Genomic DNA, 15,891 nt, shown 5'->3' on the forward strand with positions numbered 1-15,891 from the left:
ATGATCTGTGTCGTCATCTCGGTGTTCCCGTTCTACTGGATCATCGTCATGGCGACCAACACCTCGCAGGACATCTACAGTTACCCGCCGAAGCTGTGGTTCGGCGGCAATCTGCTGACCAACGTCCAGCACCTGTTCGACAAGATGGACTTCTTCGGGTCGCTGTTCAACACGGTGATCGTGGCGGTCTGCACGACGCTGCTGGTGCTGTTCTTCGACTCCCTGGCGGCTTTCGCCTTCGCCAAGTACGAATTCCCCGGTAAGAAGTTCCTGTTCGGCCTGCTGCTGGCGATGTACATCCTGCCGACCCAGCTGGCGATCATCCCGCAGTACGAGATCATGGTCCAGCTGGGCTGGCTGGGAACGCTCAAGGCGCTCATCGTGCCCGCCGCCGCCAACGCCTTCGGCATCTTCTGGATGCGCCAGTACACCAGCACCGGCGTCCCGGACGAACTGCTCGACGCGGCCCGGATCGACGGCTCCGGGTTCTTCCGCCAGTACTGGCACGTGGTGCTGCCGTGCGTCCGCCCGGCCCTGGCGTTCCTCGGCATCTACACCTTCATCGCCGCCTGGAACGACTACATCCTGCCGTTGGTGATGCTGGTCAACCCGGACGAGCTGACCCTTCAGGTGGCGCTGGCGCAGCTGTACGCGGGCCACTCGACCGACTACAGCATGGTGATGTCCGGGGTGCTGCTGGCGGTCATCCCGCTGGTGCTGGTGTTCACCTTCTTCGCCCGCGGTTTCATCGCCGACGCCACGAAGGGAGCCCTGCGCTGACGGCAGGCGGCGGATGATCAGGCCCTCGGCTCCCGAGGCAGCCCGAGCACCTTCTCCGCGAGGATGTTGCGTTGCACCTGCGACGTCCCCGCGTAGATGGTGCCGGAGCGGGCGATCAGATACGTCGTCGACCAGGACGCCGAGGAGTTCGCCGCGCCGGGGTCGTCTGTGCGGTACGTACGCAGGGGCGGCCGCCCGACCGGCACCTGGCCGTGCAGGCCCATGATGTCCATCGCCAGGTCGGTGACCTTGGTGTGGTACTCGCTCCAGTACAGCTTGGCGATCGACGACTCGGGACCGGGCTCTGCGCCCTTGAGCCAGCCGGTGAGGATGCGGTAGCCGAGATAGCGCATGATCTCGACCTTGGACCAGCACCAGGCGATCCGCTGCCGGATCACCGGGTCCTGGTCCTTTCCGTACAGGCGCGCGAGCTCGACGAGGCGCTCCACCTCCGCCTTGAACAGGATGGGGTTGGTCGCGGCCTCTTCGCCGCGCTCCACGCCCAGCAGGCTCTGGGCCACCGTCCAGCCGTTGTCGACGCCGCCCACGACGAGATCGGGCCGGGTGCGGGCGCCGTTGAAGAAGACCTCGTTGAAGTGCAGCTGGCCGCTCATCATGCGGAAGGGCCGCACCTCGACGCCGGGCTGGTGGAGCGGGACGAGGAGGAAGGAGATGCCGCGGTGTTTGGGGGCGTCGTGGTTCGTGCGGGCCAGGACGAAGATCCAGTCGCTGTGGTGGGCGCCTGAGGTCCACACCTTCTGGCCGTCGATGATCCATTCGTCGCCGTCGCGTACCGCGCGAGTCCTGAGCGAGGCGAGGTCCGAACCAGCGTCCGGCTCCGAATACCCCTGGCACCAGGTGTCCTCGCCGCTGAGGATGCGCGGGAGGAAGTGGGTCTTCTGCTCCTCCGTGCCCCAGCGCAGCAAGGTGTTCGCCAGCATCTTCACGCCGAACGTGTCCTGCGGCAGCCCGAACGGCACACCGGCCAGGGCAAGTTCCTCCATCAGGACGACCTGGTGGAGCTTGGACAGGCCGCGGCCGCCGTACTGCTCGGGCCAGGTGAGGGAGAGGTAGCCGCGCTCGGCCAGCCGCCGGCGCCAGTCGCGGGCGAAGGCCCAGGCGGCGTCCTCGTCGAGAGCGCCGATGCCCTTCCAGCCGGCCGGGAGGGCGTCGGAGAGGAAGCCCTTGACCTCGCTGCGGAACGCCTCGGTCTCCGGGGGATAGCTGATGTCCACCTGTACTGCCTCCTGGTTCGGCCAGCCCTTCGCCGTGTTGATAGTTTCAGCGTAATAGGTTATCTATTTTAGAGGAATAGCGAGGAGCAGCGGCGAGCCAGGGGCGGGCTGACATGGGACTGCTGGACGGCCGTAACGCGGTGATCACCGGCGCCGCGCAGGGCATCGGCTTCGAGATCGCCGCTGTACTCGGCGGCGAAGGCGCATCCGTCGTCATCGGCGACATCAACGAGGACGCCGCGGCGGAAGCCGCCGAACGTCTTGCCAAGAACGGCGTGGCCGCCACCTCGCTGCGCTGCGACGTCACCGACGAGGACGAGGTCGCCGCTCTCGTCGCCCACGGCACGGACACCTTCGGGCCTGTCGGCGTCATGGTCAACAACGCCGGGATCACCCGGGACGCGACTCTCCGCAAGATGGCCCTCGCCGACTTCCGCGCCGTCGTCGACGTCCACCTCACGGGCGCCTGGAACGGTACCCGGTACGCCGCCGAGGCGATGCGTGCGCACGGCCAGGGCGGCAGCATCGTCAACATCTCCTCCATCGCCGGCAAGGTCGGCAACTTCGGGCAGACGAACTACAGCGCGGCCAAGGCCGGACTCGTCGGCCTCACCAAGGCGTCCGCCAAGGAGCTGGCCCGGGCCGGGATCCGGGTCAACGCCGTACAGCCCGGCCTCATCCGCACCGCGATGACCGAGGCGATGCCCCAGGCGGCCTGGGACGCGAAACTCGCCGAGATCCCCATGGGCCGCGCGGGCGAACCCGCCGAGGTCGCCCAGGTCGTGCTCTTCCTCGCCTCCGACATGGCGAGCTACATCACCGGAGCCGTGGTCGAGGTGACCGGCGGCCGGTACATGTGACCGGCGGCCGGTACATGTGACCGGCAGCCGGTACATGTGACGACCCTTCCCCTCATGAAAGGCCTGACCGATGCCCGCCCTCCTGCGTGACGCGGTGATCTGCGAACCCGTGCGTACTCCCGTCGGCGGCTACGGAGGCGTCTTCCGCGACGTGACGGCGGCCGAGCTCGCGGCGACGGTCATACGCGCCGTGCTGGAGCGCACCGGTGTGCCCGCCGCCGCCGTGGACGACGTACTCCTGGGCCAGTGCTACCCCAACGGCGAGGCCCCGGCCATCGGCCGCGTGGCGGCCCTCGACGCCGGACTGCCCGTGGAGGTGCCGGGACTGCAGATCGACCGCCGCTGCGGCTCCGGACTGCAGGCGATCATCACCGCGGCGATGCAGGTGCAGACCGGCGCGAGCGACCTCGTGCTCGCGGGTGGCGTCGAGTCCATGAGCCAGGCCGAGTTCTACACCACCGACGTCCGCTGGGGCGTGCGCGGCGCGGGCACCACGCTGCACGACAGGCTGGCCCGCGGCCGGGTCACCTCGGGCGGCGCCAACCACCCGGTCCCCGGCGGCATGCTGGAGACCGCCGAGAACCTGCGGCGCGAGTACGCCATCCCCCGCGAGGAACAGGACCGGCTGGCCCTGCGCTCGCACGAGAAGGCCGTCGCGGCCCAGCGGGAGGGCCGCTTCACCTACGAGATCGTGCCCGTGACCGTACGGACCAGGAAAGGCGAGACGGTCATCGACACGGACGAACACCCGCGGCCCGACTCCTCGTTGGAGAAGCTCGCGAAGCTGCGTCCCGTGCTCGGGCGTCAGGACCCGGAGGCGACCGTCACCGCAGGCAACGCAAGCGGGCAGAACGACGGCGCCGCCCTCTGCATCGTGACCCATCCCGAGCGCGCGGCCGAGCTGGGTCTGCGCCCGCTGGGCCGCCTGGTCTCCTGGGCCGTCGTGGGCGTGCCGCCGGAGACGATGGGCATCGGCCCGGTCCCCGCCACGGCCAGGGCCCTGGAGCGGGCGGGGCTGAAGCTCGCCGACATGGACCTGATCGAACTCAACGAGGCCTTCGCCGCCCAGGTGCTGGCCTGCACCCGCGAATGGGGCCTGACCGAGGCCGACTTCGAGCGGTTCAACGTCAACGGCTCCGGCATCTCACTCGGCCACCCGGTCGGGGCCACCGGGGGCCGCATCCTCGCCACCCTGCTGCGCGAACTGGACCGCCGCGAGGCCCGCTACGGCCTGGAGACCATGTGCCTCGGCGGAGGCCAGGGCCTGGCCGCGGTCTTCGAACGGCCGACGGACGCAATCAACGCTCATGGAGGACGCTGATATGGCCGGACTGATCGCATACGGCGCCTACGTGCCGTACCACCGCCTCGCCCGGGCCGATGTCGCCGCCGCCCTCGGGACGGCGGCGCCCCGCGGCACGCGGGCGGTCGCGGGCTACGACGAGGACACCACGTCCATGGCCGTCGAGGCGGCCCGCGGCGCCCTGGCCCGTGACGGACTCCGCCCGCGTGTCGGCCAGCTCTTCCTCGCCACCGCCGCCCCCGCCTACCTCGACAAGACGAACGCGACCGCCGTCCACGCCGCGCTCGGCCTCGACGAGCACGTGCTCGCCGCCGACATGGCGGGCTCCGTGCGCTCCGGCCTCGGCGCTCTGGTGACCGCCGCCCGCTCCCCGGTCCCGACCCTGACTGTCCTCTCCGACCTGCGCACCGGCCTGCCCGGCGGCACCGACGAGGTCGCGGGCGGCGACGGCGCGGCGGCCTTCGTCTTCGGCGGACACCGCAACGGCGCACCCGTCATCGCGGAACTGCTCGCCCACGACACCGTGAGCGACGAGATCCTCGAGCGCTGGCGCCTGCCGGGCTCGCCCGCCTCCCGGGTCTGGGAGGAGCGCTTCGCGGAGGAGATCTACGTGTCCCTCGCGGGCAAGGCGCTCAGTGCCGCGCTCGACCAGGCGGGACTGGACACCGGCGCGGTCGACCACTTCGTGGTCTCCGGCCTGCACGCGCGGGCCTGTGCGGCGATACGACGTACGGCAGGTGTCCGGCCGGAGGCGGTGACCCCCGACCTCACCGGGGCGATCGGCAACGCCGGCACCGCCCAGCCGGGCCTGCTCCTCGCCCACGTCCTCGACCGCGCCCGGCCCGGCGAGGTCATCGCGCTCGTCGTGCTCGGCGACGGCGCCGGAGTCGTGCTGCTGCGCACCACCGACGCGTTGCCGACGCACCGCAGCCCCCGCCCGGTCGCCGCACAGATCGCCGCGGGCAGCGCCCCGGTGCCGTATGCCACCTACCTCTCCTGGCGCGGTCTCCTCGACCGTGAGCCGCCTCGCCGGCCGGACCCCGAGCCGCCCTACGCCCCGCCCGCGCACCGCCGCAACGGCTGGAAGTACGGCTTCGTCGCGTCCCGCTGCGAGAAGTGCGGCACCCGGCACCTGCCGCCGGACCGGGTGTGCGTGTCGTGCCGGAGCGTCGACGCCATGACCGACGAGCCGATGGAGCACGTGCGCGGCACGGTGGCCACCTTCACCGTGGACCGCCTGGCCCACACTCCGAGTCCGCCGATGCTCGTCGTGGTCGTCGACTACGACGGCGGCGGCCGGTTCCGCTGCCAGCTGACCGACGCGACCGAGGCCGACGCCGTCATCGGCGCCCGGGTGGAGATGACCTTCCGGCGCACGGTCACCGCGTCCGGCATCCACAACTACTTCTGGAAGGCCCGGCCGGTGCGCACGGGCGAGGCTGAGGAGACACGCGGATGAGCTCGCACGGAATTCGGGACCGGGTCGCCATCGTCGGTATGGGCTGCACGCCCTTCGGCGAGCACTGGACCCGCTCGGCGGACGACCTGCTCGTCGACGCCGTGGGCGAGGCGGTGACCTCGGCCGGCATCACGCTCGACGACATCGACGCGTTCTGGTTCGGCACGCAGGCGTCCGGCGTGTCCGGGCTCACCCTGAGCCGTACGCTCCGCCTGCCCTGCAAGCCGGTCACCCGCGTGGAGAACATGTGCGCGACCGGCTCCGAGGCTCTCCGCAACGCCTGTTACGCGGTGGCCTCCGGCGCGTACGACGTGGCGATGGCGGTCGGCGTGGAGAAGCTCAAGGACTCCGGTATGTCCGGCCTGTCCGGCACCGCCATCCCGGGCGCGGGCGACGACAGCCGGGGGGAGATCACCGCCCCGGCGAACTTCTCGCTCCTCGCCCCGGCGTACGCCGCCAAGTACGGGCTGGCCGAAGAGGAGATGAAGGACGTCATCACCCGCATCGCTTGGAAGAACCACGTCAACGGGGCCCGCAACCCCCGCGCACAGTTCCGCAAGGAGGTGCCGCTGGAGCGCATCAGGTCGGCCCCGATCGTCGCGGGCATGCTCGGGGTGTTCGACTGCTCGGGGGTCTCCGACGGCTCGGCCGCCGCGATCGTGGTGCGTGCCGAGGACGCCTACAAGTACACCGACAAGCCGATCTTCGTGAAGGCGCTGTCCTTCGTCGCCGGCCCGGCGGACGGCCTCCTCGACCCGGAGTACGACTTCAGCACCTTCCCCGAGGTCGTCGCATCCGCGCAGGAGGCCTACCGGCAGGCGGGCGTCACCGACCCGCGCGCCGAACTCGCGCTCGCCGAGGTCCACGACTGCTTCACTCCCACGGAGTTGGTGCTGATGGAGGACCTGGGTTTCTCCGAGCGCGGACAGGCCTGGAAGGACGTCACCAGCGGGCTGTTCGACCTGGATGGCTCACTGCCGGTCAACCCCGACGGGGGCCTGAAGGCCTTCGGCCACCCCATCGGCGCCTCGGGCCTGCGGATGATGTTCGAGGCGTGGCTCCAGCTGAGGGGCGAGGCACCGCCCGAGCGGACGGTGAAGACGCTCGTCGAAGGGCGCTCGCTAGCCCTCACGCACAACCTCGGCGGCGGACCGGGGGAATGCGTCTCCTTCGTGTCGGTCGTCGGCAATGAACTCACCGACTGAGAAAGGCAGTTCAATCATGGGGCGACTCGACGACAAGATCGCCATCGTGACCGGAGCCGCGTCCGGCATCGGCGCGGCCACCGCACGCCGCGTGGCCGCCGAGGGCGCGCACACGGTGGTCGCCGATCTGAACCTCGACGGTGCGAAGGCGGTGACGGAGGAGATCCGCTCCGCCGGAGGATCCGCGACGGCGGTCCCGGTCGACCTCGGTGACATAGAGAGCGTACGGGCCATGGTGGACGCGGCGGTTCAGGCGTACGGCGGCCTCGACGTCCTGCACAACAACGCGGCGGCCACACACCTGGCCGCCCGCCAGGACCTCGCCGTCGTGGAGGCCGACCCGGCGGTGTGGGACGACACCATGCGGATCAACCTGCGCGGGACCATGGTCGCGATCCAGGCCGCGGTCCCGCACATGGTCGCGCGCGGGGGCGGTTCGGTCATCAACACCACGTCGGGGTCCGGGCTTGCCGGCGACCTGCGCAATCCCGCGTACGGCGCCTCGAAAGCCGCGCTGATCAACCTGACCCAGTATGTCGCCACCCAGTACGGCAAGCAGGGCGTGCGCTGCAACGCCGTCTCTCCCGGGTTCATCATCACCGAGGCGAAGTCCGGCGCGGCGTACGACGGGATCAAACAGACGATGCTGCGCCACCACCTCACGCCGCGCCTCGGGCGGCCGGAGGACATCGCCGCCGCGGTGGTGTTCCTCGCCTCCGACGAGGCGGCCTTCATCACCGGGCAGACCCTGTGCGTGGACGGCGGGCTGCTGGCCCACCAGCCGTATGTGGCGGACCTGCGTCACGAGTGAGCGAACCGCGATGAAGGCGCGACGGATGAAAGCGCGATGGCCGGAGAGCTTCCCAAGGAACCTCTCCGGCCATCGCGCTCGTCGCGCTCTGTGCGGTGCCCTACGCGCTGACCGGGTCCCCTTCCGCCCCCGGCACGCTCTCGCCGACCGCTTCCTCCGGCGACAGATCGCCCAAGTAGGCCGCCCGTACGGCAGGATCGCGGCGTACCTCGTCCGGAGTGCCGACACTGATCCGGCGTCCGAAGTCGAGGACGACGACCTGATCGCAGACGCTCATGACCATGTCGACGTCGTGCTCCACGAGGAGCACACCCATACCCCAGTCCTCGGCGAGTCTGCGGACCAGACGGGCCAGTTCCCGGGTCTCGTCGTCCGACAGCCCGGCGGCGGGCTCGTCGAGCAGGAGCACGGACGGCGAGGTCGCCACCGCGCGGGCGATGGCCAGCAGCCGGCGCTCCCCGTACGAGAGGTCGCCCACCGGCCGGTCCAGACTGCCGTCCAGGCCGAACTCCCGTACCGCCACGAGGACCTGCGCGGGCAGCGGGCGGCTGCCGGGGCGTATCAGGTCCATCAGGTACGCACCCGGGCCGGGCCGGTCGCAGGCGGCGTACAGGTTGTCCAGGACGGTCATGTCCTCGAAGAGCTCCAGCGACTGGAAGGACCGGCTGAGCCCGGCCTGCGCGCGCCGGTGCACCGATACACCGGTCACGTCCCGGCCGCCGAGGCTGACGCTGCCGGACGCGGGCCGGGTGAATCCGGTGACGGCATCGATGGCGGAGGTCTTGCCCGCGCCGTTGGGGCCGATGAGGCCGACGATCCGGCCGGGTTCGATGTCGAAGGAGAGGCCGTCGACGGCGGTGACGCCGCCGTAGCGCACCGTCAGGCCCGTGACCTGGAGGGGGAGGGGCGTCGCGCGCTGTACGTCGGCTGCCTCTGGCGCCAGGTGTCCAAGCGGTGTGGTCGCGGTCGCCGAGGGCCGCCCGGACCGCCGTCGCACCAGTCTGCGCTCGACGCCGGCCGCCTGCCTGCCGAGCTCCTGACCGATCCCGTCCTGGTTGCCCACCAGTGTCAGCAGCAGAATCACCCCGCCGATCAGCGGCATCCACTCGCTCAGGCCCGGCAGCACCAGGTCCCCGAAGCGCGCGCCGACCGTGCCGGCGGCGAACGTGGCGCCGAACAGCGGGCCGACGAGGAAGCCGACCCCGCCGATGACGGCGAGCCCGAGTGCGGTGATGGAGTCGAAGCTCGCGAAGTCGGTGAAGACCACCGAGGTCGAGCGGAACCCGGTGAGCACCCCCGCGAGCGCGGCGACCGCCGCGGACAACCCGAACGCGTACAGCTTCGTGGCGCGGACGCCGATACCGAGCGCGGCCGCGGCCCGCTCGTTGGCCCGGACCGCGATCAGCCGGCGCCCGGTGCGGCTGCGCCGGACGTTGGCGACCACCAGCGCGGCGCCGACGAACAGCAGCAGCACCAGGGCCGCGTACCGCTGGGGATGGTCGACGCCGGAGATGTCGATGCCGAAGAGCGTCTGGTTGCCGATGGCGATGCCGTCACTGCCCGGGGTGGTGGCGAGGTCGGTGTTCTGGAACACCATGACCTCCAGCGTGGTGCCGAGACCGAGCGTGATGATCGCGAGGTTGACGCCCCGGGTACGGACCGCGGGCAGAGCGAACAGCAGACCGATCGGGACCGTCCCCAGCACGCCAGCAAGCAGCGCGAGTTCGAAGGGCCAGCCCCAGTCGGCCACCGCGTGCCCGGCGATGAAGGCGCCGGTCCCGGCGAGCGCGTAGGCGGCCAGGGAGACCTGCCCCGCGTAACCGGTCACCACCACGATCGACAGGATGATCAGCGACAGCACCAGGGTGTTGGTGATCGCGTCGGCCCACAGCGGCGAGGACACGCTCACCAGCAGCAGTGCGACCGCGACCGTGACGGCCAGTGCCACCGGCCGCACACGTCCGCTGCCCAGCGCGGGCAGCCGGTCGAGGAACGTGCCGCGCATGGGCAGCGCCCGGCCGCGCGCCACCAGTACGAGTGCGATGACCAGGAACGGCACCGACGCGGCCAGTCCTGTGACGTTCGTTCCGAATCGGGTCAGTTCGGACTGTACGACGCCGATGACGATGCCGCCCGCCAGGGTGACGGGGAACGACGAGAAGCGTCCGACGAGGGCGGCGGCCAGCGCACTGAGCAGGAGCGTGGTGAGGCCGGTGACCGACAGGCCGATGACCGGCACGATCAGGATCGCGGTCAGCCCCGCGAGCGCCGAGCCGAGCCCCCAGTTGGCGGCGGCGATCAGATCCGCCGACCAGCCGAGTGCGGAGGCGGCGCTCTGGTTCTCCGCGACCGCGGTGGTGCCGAGCCCGAACATGCTGCGCTTGTAGAGCAGATGAAGCAGGACGGTGATGGCGACCGCGATCCCGAGCAGCCAGATCCGGTCCTCGGACACCGTCGCCCCGGCGACCGTCAGCAGCTCGGTCGGCAGTTTGCCGGGCACGAGCTGCACACTGTCGCCGTAGCGTTTGACGGCGGCGGCGGTGAGCACGATGAACACCGCCAGCGTGCCGACGAGCCGGGCCAGCGAGGAGGCCCTGCGCAGCGGGCGCATCACCAGCAGATGGGTGAGCACCCCCAGCGTCCCGGCCACCAGTACCCCGCACACGACGGCGGTCCAGTAGGGCACGCCGTGCTGCACGGCGAGCTCCCATTGCACATAGGCCGCGGCCATCCCGATCGCGCCGTGCGCGAAGTTCAGGACGCCGGAGCCTCGGTAGATCAGCACGATGCCTTGCGCGGTGAGCGCGTACAGCGCACCGAGGCCGAGGCCCAGGAGCGCGAAGCGCAGGATGTCGTCCACCAGAGAACCTCCAGGGCTCCATGAGTAGCGAACGCCGGATGGCCCGGCAAGACAGATAGAACATTTATTTAGATAATTTCGGCAAGAGTACTTCTCTAACCAATCGACTCCCTCCATGCTGTTCGCCATCTCGGCAACGCCCATCCAGGCTCCCCGGCTCCTTCGATCGAGCAGGGGACCCCACATCCCCGCGGAGGGATCATGAACGACTCACCCCGACGCAGAACCGTCGCAGCGAGCTGTCTCGCGATGGCCGGAGTGCTGCTTGCCGCCGGTTGCGGCGGCGGAGAGGAGTCCGTCGGCAGCACGTCGGCGTCCTCACTGACCGGCGCACCGGTCAAGGTGATGGTCTGGGCCCCGGAGAACACCCAGGGCAGCGCCCAGCCCGGTGTCCGCGTCACCGCCCAGGCGTACGAAAAGTGGATCAACGACAACGGCGGAATCAAGGGCGGTCCGCTCAAGGTCATCACCTGCAATGAGAAGGGCGACCCCGACGAGGCCGAGAACTGCGCCCAGAAGGCGGTCAGTGACGGCGTGGTCGCCGTGGTCGGCTCCTACAGCCTCGCGGGTGACCGCTACATGCCGATCCTGGAGAAGGCCGGCATCCCCTACATCGGCGGGACCGGCGTCTCGGCCGCGGAGTTCTCCAACCCCCTGTCCTTCCCGGTCAACGGCGGCACGCCCGTCGTCTTCACCGCCCATGGCCAGCAGCTCGCGGAGGAGGGCTGCAAGAAAATCTCCGGTGTGCGGTACGACGTCGCGGCCGCCGCGATCGTCATCAAGTTCCTCACGCTGGGCGCGACCTCCGCCGGGGCGAAGGCGCCGAAGGACCTGAAGGTGCCCCTCACCGCCACCGACCTCGCTCCGCAGGTGGCCGCCGCGACCAAGGGCAGTGACTGCGTGAGCGTCATCCTGGGCACGCACTCGGACCTCTTCGTGAAGGCGTATCTGCAGTCCGGGGACAAGACCAAGGTCGGCAGTGTCGTCGGCAACCTCACCCCGGAACTGGCCCAGAGCACCGGAGGCAGTTCGAGCCCGCTGAACGGCGCCGCCATCACCGGGTACTACCCGCCCATCTCCGACGCCGCCTGGAAGGACGGGGTCGCGGCCACCAAGGGCAAGGACGTCGATCTCTCCAACGGCGCCAACGCCACGACCTGGGTGGCGTTCAAGGTCTTCACCGAGGCTGCCGGACAGCTGCCGAAGATCACATCCAAGGCCCTCGTGGAAGAGCTCAACACCACCAAGGGCATCGACACCGGCGGGCTGACTCCGGCGCTGAACTGGCAGTCGTCGACGGCCCTGCCCCTGCCGGGCCTGAACCGCATCCACAACACCACCGCCACCGAACTGGTGCTGAAGGACGGCAAGATCGAGTGGGCCAAGTCCGGCTCGACCTTCGTCGACGTCCGCAAGGCGCTCACGACACCGGCCGGCTGACGGCCCCGCGGTGCGGCAGCGCGGGCCGCACGGCCGACGACGGGCCATGCCCCGAGCCGGCCGGTGGCCCGCCGCCGAACGCAGTGGCGAAGCCCCGTGGCCTCAATGAAGCCCGCCTCGTCCGCGACATCCGCCCGCATCGCAGCACCCGGGAAAGGAGAGAAACACGTGTCCACCGTTGCACACGACCGTCCCGACGCCGTGCCCGAGACAACCTCGGGCGCACTGATCGCGACCAGCTCCCTGTCCGCCGGATACGGCACCCAGCCCGTCGTACGCGACCTCGACATCGAGGTACGCCCCGGCGAGGTCGTCGCGCTGCTCGGCCCCAACGGCGCGGGCAAGAGCACGACGCTCCGAGTCCTCGCGGGCGACCTGGCCCCGATGAGCGGCGAAGTCCGCTGGCTGGGCGAGCCCAGCCGGGCGCCACTGCACCGCCGCGCCCGCGAGGGCCTCGCGTACGTCGGTGAGCGCGCGGTCTTCACCCGCCTCGACACCGCCGACAACCTGCGGGTCGGCCGGGTGGAGGCCGCCCGGGCCCTGGAGCTCTTCCCGGAGCTGGAGAAACGGCTGGGCACCGGCGCAGGGATGCTCTCCGGCGGCGAGCAGCAGATGCTCTCGCTGGCACGGGCACTGTGCCGGGAACCCCGCCTTCTCCTCGCCGACGAACTGTCGCTCGGCCTGGCCCCCTTGGTGGTCGAGCGTCTGCTGCGCGCGGTGCGTGAAGCCGCGGACCGGGGTCTCGGCGCACTGCTCGTCGAACAGCACGTACGCAAGGTGCTGGACATCGCAGACCGCGTGTACGTCCTGCGCCGCGGCCGCGTCGTCATGACCGGCACCCCGCAGGAACTGCGCGGCAACCTGGACGCGATCGAGTCGTCCTACCTCGCCGAGAAGACCACGTTCATCACTGATTCAGGTGGGTGCTGTGACCAGCGCACGTGAGCAGATCCGGGCCTTGGCCGGCTCCGGCGACACCTTCGACCAGCCCGCACAGGAGCTGCGGGAACTACAGCTCGACGCCGCGCGGGAGGCGTTCACCGCCCACCGTGAGCGCATTCCGCTGCTGCGCACCCGGGCGGAGGAGACCGGCGTGCACGAGATCACCGGTCCCGAGGACCTCGTTCCCCTGCTGTTCTCGCACACCAGCTACAAGTCGTATCCCCTCTCCGTCATCACCGGCGGCCGGTGGGACCGGCTCCTGCGCTGGTACTCGACCGTCTCGGTGGTCGAACCGGAAGACGTCGACGTCGACGGTGTACGCGACATCGACGAGTGGACCGAACGCATCACAGATGCCGGCCACCGCCCGTACATCACCAGCGGTACATCCGGGAAGGTCTCCTTCCTCAACTGCGACGCGAGCGACCTGAAGTTCCTGCACGACATCCTGGAGTACCTCACCTGCTGGCCCGACCCCCTGCCGCCGAAGCCCACCCGCCGCGGTTACCTGCTTGCTCCGGCGAGCGGCCCGATGCGCTCCATCGACGGTTTCCGGTGGCACGCGGAGGTCTTCGCCCGGCCCGGCGAGACACAGCTGCTGACCGAGGAACCGCTGCGGGTGTCGGAGCTGATGAGCAGCGCGCTGCTGCGCCGGCGGATGGCGGAGGGCACGGCGACCCCGCAGGAGATCAGCGCCTTCGAGACCGCGTCCGAGGCCCGCGAGGAGGAGCTGGGCGCGGCCGTGGCCCGGATGGTCGACGATATCGTCGCGCACCGCCACGAGCCGCTGTTCATCGCGGGGATGAACAACCAGCAGTTCACCTTGATCCAGGCCCTGCGTGCCCGCGGTGTACCCGACGGGGATCTCCACCCGGACACGCTGGTGCTCAGCGGCGGCGGCAACAAGGGCCGTGCGCTGCCCGACGACTACCAGCAGCAGTTCGCCGCCTTCTACCAGGGCGTACGACGCGTGCGCAGCTACGGCATGACGGAGCTCCAGGGCTCCTGCCCCGCCTGCGAGAAGGGCAAATACCACGTACCGCCGTGGGTGATCCCGCTGGTCCTCGACCAGACAGGCGAGACGCTGCTGAACGCCGAACAGGGGATCGTGGAGGGGAGGTTCGCCTTCCTGGACGTCTCCCTGGAAGGCCGCTGGGGCGGGCTGATCACCGGTGACCGGGTCCGGCTGGACTTCTCGTCCTGCGACTGCGGCAGGTCAGGACCGGTCATCCTGCCGGACATCCAGCGTTACGGGGACCTCGGCGGCGACGACAAGATCACCTGCGCCGCAACACTCGACTCCTACGTGCGAGGGATGATCCACGGATGACCGACACGACGCTGCGCGGTGCCGAAGCACCCCCATGGCAGGGGGGAACCCCCGGCCCGGTGGCCGTGGTGCACATTGTCCGCGGCGAGATCGACCGGGGCCCGCACATCGGCCACGGCAGATCGGGCGCGGCCTTCACGGCGCCAGCGCTCGACCTGGACCGTCTCGTGTGGCCCCGTACCGAACCCGGGCCCGCCTTCCATGTGCCGAGCGCGCAGATCGTCGACCTGCTGGTGGAGACCGGCGAGGCCCTGAAGGCGGACCGGGAAGGCCTGCTCGCCGAAGCCCTGGACCGTATGGCACCGGTCAGCCCGCTCCCCAGGGAGGTGCTCGAACGTGCCTACGCCGTGCTGTGGCGCAGCTTCCAGCGGCCCGGCCTGTACGCCCAGATCGACCACGAGCTCGGCGGAGCGGACGTGCTCGACGGCTGGCGCGAGGTGCCGCTGCCCGAGGGGCGGATCGCGTCCACCCGCGCGTTCCCGCCGCGTCTGGTGCACATCATCGCCGGCAACGCTCCCGGCGTGGCGGCGACGTCCGTCGTCCGCGGTGCCCTCACCAAGGGCGTCAACCTGCTGAAGCTTCCCTCGAACGACCTGTTCACCGCGACCGCCATCCTGCGCACGATGGCGTCGGTGGCGCCGGGCCACCCCGTGGTGCGTTCGTTCTCCGCGGTGTACTGGCGGGGCGGCGACGAGACGGTGGAGAGCGTGCTGTTCCGCCCGCAGTTCTTCGACAAGCTGGTGGCCTGGGGCGGCGAGGCCACGATCCGCGGGGCCCTGAAGTACGTCGGTCCGGGATTCGAGCTCGTCTCCTTCGATCCCAAGACCTCCATCTCGATGATCGGCCGCGAGGCCTTCGGGTCCGAGGAGGCCCTGGCTCAGGCTGCGGACGCGGCCGCCGCGGACGCCACGTTCTTCAACCAGCAGGCGTGCGTGGCCAGTCGCTTTCAGTTCGTCGAGGGTTCCCAGGAGGACGTCGACCGCTACGCCGCGCTGCTGTGCGAACGCCTCGGCATCGCACGGGAGTTCAGTTCGGCCGACGGGCCGCGGGTCGCCTCGGAACTCCGCGAGGAGATCGACATACTGCGGTCTCTGGCGCCCGAGTACCGGGTCTGGGGCGGGTACGACGGCCGGGGCCTGGTCATCCGCTCGCCGGAACCGGTGGACTTCCACCCCGACGGCAAGATCGTGAACGTCGTTCCGGTCACCGCGCTGTCCGAGGCCGTCGCGCATGCAGGGGTCGCCACACAGACGGTCGGCGTCTACCCCGATGCACGCAAGACGGAACTGCGCGACGCCCTCGCCTGTGCCGGGGTGCAGCGCGTGGTGTCGCTCGGCAGGGCAGGCGGAATGCCCCAGGGCCTCTCCCACGACGGCTTCTACCCCCTGCAGCGGCTCATGCGCTGGGTGAACGACGAGTGACTCCGCATCTTCCGTTCAACTGGCCTCTTCTCGGGAACGGCCAGGCGCCAGAGGGTCGTTGACGAGGGCGACGTAGACGGCGGTGCCGATGCCGACGCTCAGGATCGTGCGGCGGCCGGAGGCCCGGGGGACCCGCTGCACCATCGGAGCCGAGGCCGGCCACCTCCGGGAGTGGATCGCCAGGGGCCACTGAAGACAGAGAGGGGTCCATCTCCTTCAGGGGGGATCGGACAGTTCAGGGGGAT

At 70.3% G+C, this 15,891-nt stretch carries 11 protein-coding genes and 1 pseudogene; 10 read left to right on the forward strand and 2 right to left on the reverse strand.

Going from position 1 to position 15,891, the window contains the following annotated elements; genetic code table 11:
* Positions 1–780 carry a carbohydrate ABC transporter permease gene (locus tag ACSMXV_RS37645; RefSeq protein ID WP_473179193.1) on the forward strand — a complete coding sequence of 260 codons (780 nt, stop codon included), beginning with the start codon at positions 1–3 and terminating at the stop codon, positions 778–780.
* A gap of 17 nt (positions 781–797) precedes the next feature.
* Here the strand turns inward: ACSMXV_RS37645 and ACSMXV_RS37650 are convergent, their stop codons facing one another.
* The gene (locus ACSMXV_RS37650; protein ID WP_473175576.1) at positions 798–2,015 is read right to left on the reverse strand and encodes an acyl-CoA dehydrogenase family protein; all 1,218 of its coding nucleotides are present in this window, start codon (positions 2,013–2,015) and stop codon (positions 798–800) included.
* A 113-nt stretch (positions 2,016–2,128) separates the two neighbouring features.
* Between ACSMXV_RS37650 and fabG the strand changes: the two genes are divergently transcribed.
* The 5 genes from fabG to ACSMXV_RS37675 all read left to right on the forward strand — a co-directional run bounded on the left by fabG (position 2,129) and on the right by ACSMXV_RS37675 (position 7,653).
* Complete coding sequence (gene fabG / locus ACSMXV_RS37655) at positions 2,129–2,875, forward strand: 3-oxoacyl-ACP reductase FabG (protein WP_473175577.1); 747 nt, start codon at positions 2,129–2,131, stop codon at positions 2,873–2,875.
* A 70-nt stretch (positions 2,876–2,945) separates the two neighbouring features.
* Positions 2,946–4,196, forward strand: a complete 1,251-nt coding sequence (locus ACSMXV_RS37660) for an acetyl-CoA C-acetyltransferase (RefSeq protein ID WP_473175578.1) — start codon at positions 2,946–2,948, stop codon at positions 4,194–4,196.
* Position 4,197: 1 nt separating this feature from the next.
* A complete protein-coding gene (locus tag ACSMXV_RS37665; RefSeq protein ID WP_473175579.1) occupies positions 4,198–5,637 on the forward strand; it encodes an OB-fold domain-containing protein in 1,440 nt (479 codons plus the stop codon).
* Positions 5,634–6,842 (forward strand): acetyl-CoA acetyltransferase, encoded by a 1,209-nt coding sequence (locus ACSMXV_RS37670; RefSeq protein WP_473175580.1) that lies wholly within the window; start codon positions 5,634–5,636, stop codon positions 6,840–6,842. The genes ACSMXV_RS37665 and ACSMXV_RS37670 overlap by 4 nt, the downstream gene beginning before the upstream one ends.
* A gap of 16 nt (positions 6,843–6,858) precedes the next feature.
* Positions 6,859–7,653 carry an SDR family NAD(P)-dependent oxidoreductase gene (locus ACSMXV_RS37675; protein ID WP_473175581.1) on the forward strand — a complete coding sequence of 265 codons (795 nt, stop codon included), beginning with the start codon at positions 6,859–6,861 and terminating at the stop codon, positions 7,651–7,653.
* A 100-nt stretch (positions 7,654–7,753) separates the two neighbouring features.
* Here ACSMXV_RS37675 and ACSMXV_RS37680 read toward each other — a convergent pair whose 3' ends face one another.
* On the reverse strand, positions 7,754–10,513 hold the full coding sequence (locus tag ACSMXV_RS37680) for an ABC transporter permease subunit (RefSeq protein ID WP_473175582.1): 2,760 nt from the start codon (positions 10,511–10,513) through the stop codon (positions 7,754–7,756).
* Positions 10,514–10,714: 201 nt separating this feature from the next.
* On the opposite strand from ACSMXV_RS37680, the gene ACSMXV_RS37685 reads away from it, so the two are divergent.
* From ACSMXV_RS37685 to ACSMXV_RS37700, 4 genes and pseudogenes are all read left to right on the forward strand, one after another.
* A complete protein-coding gene (locus tag ACSMXV_RS37685; RefSeq protein WP_473175583.1) occupies positions 10,715–11,953 on the forward strand; it encodes an ABC transporter substrate-binding protein in 1,239 nt (412 codons plus the stop codon).
* A 288-nt stretch (positions 11,954–12,241) separates the two neighbouring features.
* Positions 12,242–12,898: pseudogene (locus ACSMXV_RS37690) on the forward strand (ABC transporter ATP-binding protein); the annotation flags it as partial.
* Positions 12,882–14,225, forward strand: coding sequence for a hypothetical protein (locus ACSMXV_RS37695; RefSeq protein ID WP_473175584.1), 1,344 nt, complete (start codon positions 12,882–12,884; stop codon positions 14,223–14,225). The pseudogene ACSMXV_RS37690 and the gene ACSMXV_RS37695, both read left to right, overlap by 17 nt.
* The gene (locus ACSMXV_RS37700) at positions 14,222–15,646 is read left to right on the forward strand and encodes an acyl-CoA reductase (RefSeq protein WP_473175585.1); all 1,425 of its coding nucleotides are present in this window, start codon (positions 14,222–14,224) and stop codon (positions 15,644–15,646) included. Before ACSMXV_RS37695 ends, ACSMXV_RS37700 begins: the two co-directional genes overlap by 4 nt.
* The last annotated feature ends 245 nt before the right edge of the window (positions 15,647–15,891 follow it).

The sequence above is a fragment of the Streptomyces sp. DSM 42067 genome, assembly GCF_055792885.1.